The sequence below is a fragment of the Microcystis sp. M113S1 genome, from assembly GCF_020246945.1.
GTDB lineage: Bacteria > Cyanobacteriota > Cyanobacteriia > Cyanobacteriales > Microcystaceae > Microcystis.
In genome coordinates, this window is the sequence record NZ_JADBSA010000080.1 from 1 (window position 1) to 2,901 (window position 2,901).

The 2,901-nt window shown below is 44.7% G+C and carries 4 protein-coding genes; 1 reads left to right on the forward strand and 3 read right to left on the reverse strand.

The window, feature by feature from the left end; genetic code table 11:
* Positions 1-168 precede the first annotated feature (168 nt).
* From IM319_RS04695 to IM319_RS04705, 3 genes are read right to left on the reverse strand one after another with little or no spacing between them, the layout of a single operon-like run.
* Complete coding sequence (locus IM319_RS04695; RefSeq protein ID WP_287687041.1) at positions 169-579, reverse strand: TerB family tellurite resistance protein; 411 nt, start codon at positions 577-579, stop codon at positions 169-171.
* 1 nt (position 580) lies between these two features.
* A complete protein-coding gene (locus IM319_RS04700; protein ID WP_287734818.1) occupies positions 581-1,921 on the reverse strand; it encodes a 16S rRNA (cytosine(967)-C(5))-methyltransferase in 1,341 nt (446 codons plus the stop codon).
* Positions 1,918-2,511 carry an alpha/beta hydrolase gene (locus IM319_RS04705; protein WP_323801800.1) on the reverse strand — a complete coding sequence of 198 codons (594 nt, stop codon included), beginning with the start codon at positions 2,509-2,511 and terminating at the stop codon, positions 1,918-1,920. Before IM319_RS04705 ends, IM319_RS04700 begins: the two co-directional genes overlap by 4 nt.
* 312 nt (positions 2,512-2,823) lie before the next feature.
* Here IM319_RS04705 and IM319_RS04710 point away from each other — a divergent pair.
* Positions 2,824-2,901 (forward strand): transposase-like zinc-binding domain-containing protein (locus IM319_RS04710; RefSeq protein WP_425184889.1); only part of this gene is annotated, 78 nt, incomplete at its 3' end.

Sequence of the window (2,901 nt, forward strand, 5' to 3'; positions counted from 1 at the left end):
ACTTTTTTTCCCTCAAAAAGTGCCGACCCTTGGAGTGATTGGGGGGAAAATTCAGGGACTTTTTCCCTGAAAATTAGGTAATTGACCACCTGAAAATGGGTAAAACCCCACACCCCAACCCCCAACCCCCAACCCCCAACCCCCACCGAAAAACTTTTTCAGCAAACCCTAATTACTTTCAGTAATTGCTTTCTGGTACAATTTCTGAATTCCCGTCACTAATTTATCTAACATCGATCGATGGCTATCATGAGTCGGATCAAAACTCTGAACTTTAGTTAATAATTTCGCTTCCTGTACGTCCACGTCGTCATCGCTATAGATTAAAGTGCTAATCGATGCTAGTAGATCTTGATAGATTTCTGGACTAGGATTATCGCCTAAATAGGACTCTAACCATCGATAACATTCACTGGTTTTAACTGGTTTCAGTTCCGATAATAGTGGTTTAATCTCTGGATCATCATCAAGTTTTTCCCTGACAGCTACCTGTCGTAAATAATTTCTTTCTGATGGTTGAATGACACCATCAATCCAAGCAACACCGATGAGAATTTTCAGTAATTGTTTATTTTTCATTTCACACTTCCTTGACTAACTTAGCCATAAAAAAACCGTCTTGATTATGTCGATGGGGTAACACTTCGATCGCTCCCGTTTCTGTATAGTATTCTGAGAAAGATGAATTAGAGTCGGGAGGGGCCATTTTCCAATCGGGATGAGCGGCTAAAAACTGCTCGATCACTCCTTCATTTTCTAACGGATTTAAAGTACAGGTGGCATAAACTAAGATTCCCTTCGGTTTTACCCAAGTGGCAGCCGAGGCTAAAAGTTCCCCCTGTCGTTTAGCTAGTACAGGTAAATTTTCGGGTGTTTGTCGCCAACGTATATCAGGACGCTTGTGCAGGGTTCCCAATCCTGAACAGGGAGCATCGATTAGTACACGATCGGCGATGCCGCACCACTGGGGACGATCGCGACTATCCCCCAGATGTACTTCGATCGCTTTTAAGTCTAATCTTTTAATATTGGCTTCTAACTGTCGTAAACGGGATGCCGTTTGATCACAGGCTAATATTCTACCCCGATCGCCCATTAATTCGGCGATATGAGTGGTTTTTCCCCCTGGTGCCGCACAAGCGTCGATAATTGTCTCTCCGGGCTGGGGATCGAGTAGATAAGTGACTAATTGGGCGCTAATATCCTGTAGGGTGTAATTTCCGGCTCGAAATCCCTCTAAACGCTCAATATTGCCTAAACCAGAGGTTAAACGGCAAGCTAGAGGTAACTTAAGATGATTAAAAGTTATATTGGCTGATTCTAACTCATTTTCTAGGGCTTCTAGGCTAGTTTTCAGGGGATTAATCCGAATATCAAGGTCAGGAGAGCGATTAAACCATTGACAAAGTTGTTCCGTTTCCGCAACACTAAAGCGATCTAACCACAATTGCACCAACCAATCGGGGAAACTGTGGAGAATACCCAATCTAGAAGCGGTATTTTCTGGCAAAATTAAAGGATCGTCGCCATTAGCAGTTAAACGGAGATATTGCCGCAGCATTCCGTTAACCACCGCCGCTAATTTGCCTAAATGACTGATTTTAGTTAATTCTACCGCCGTATTCACCGCCGCTGATGGGGGAATCTGGGATAGATAACGCAGTTGATAAAGACCAATATGGAGAATTCGCCGTAAATCCGGGGGTTGCTGGGCCGCGGTTTTTTTCCCCAGGCGATCGAGCAGCCCATCCAGAGTTCTTTGTCGGCGCATTATACCATAAACAATCTCCGTTGTCAAGGCTTTGTCAAGACAATTTAAGGAACTAGCGGACAAATGGCGATCAAGAGCGCGATCGGGATAGGCCGAGGAGCGATCGATATCCCGTAAAATCAGCAAAGCCAGCTGACGAGCATTATTCATGCAGTTTCTAGACGATTGCGGAGGAATTGGCGTAAAATAGTCAGCGCCGGAATCGGGATTTCGTGACCCATATTTAACTCATGATATTCAACGTTAACCCCCAAACCAAGCAGTAAATCCCTGGCTTGACGAGCTATGGCGACAGGAACGACGGTATCCTGCTTACCATGAACAATTAAGACATTTTGTGGTCCTTGGGGATGGGGTTCACCGTGCAGATAACCACTCAAGGAACCCAATCCCGCCAAGGGTAAAGATAAACCCACATCCAGCGTCATCGCTCCCCCTTGGGAAAAACCGGTCAAAAAAGTCCGCTCTAGGGGAATACCGGTAGTTGCTTCTAGGGAAATAATCCAATCGTGCAACTGTTGACGACTAGCGACTAAACCTTGATAATCGGAGGTTTCTAAAGCATACCAGGCGCGTCCCCCCGGCACTTGGGGATGATCAAAAGGAGCATTAGGAAACAAAAATTGACAATCCGCTAGATCCAGCATCGATGCAAGGGGGGCCAGATCCATGGCATCTGCACCCCAACCGTGCAGCATGATCACTAGATAGCGAGCGGGATTTTCCGGGGAAGGGGGAATGACAATCGGGTTAAAAGACAGAGTTTTTTCCTCGCAATTCTTTTTTTTCTCTATTCTATAGCGATTTTCCCGCCAGTGAGATGGGTGTTGGGGAGTCTTTTCAGTGATCACTGATTAGTAACCAGTAATCAACACTGTTCGACCGTTCCGGTTAAATAGCGGATGGTGATTCGGTAGTAGTGATGGCGGCTTCATCCTTTGCTTTGCTGTGCATTGTAGTCATGGATAAAATACCAAAGGGTTCCCCAAGGCGTTGTCAGATAAAGAGATGAGAAGGCAAAATAGATAGAAACTCAATGAAGGAAAAAAACGATGAAATGTCCAGAATGTAAAAGTGACCACATCAATAAAAATGGTCATCGTGGTCAAAAACAAAACTATATATGTGTA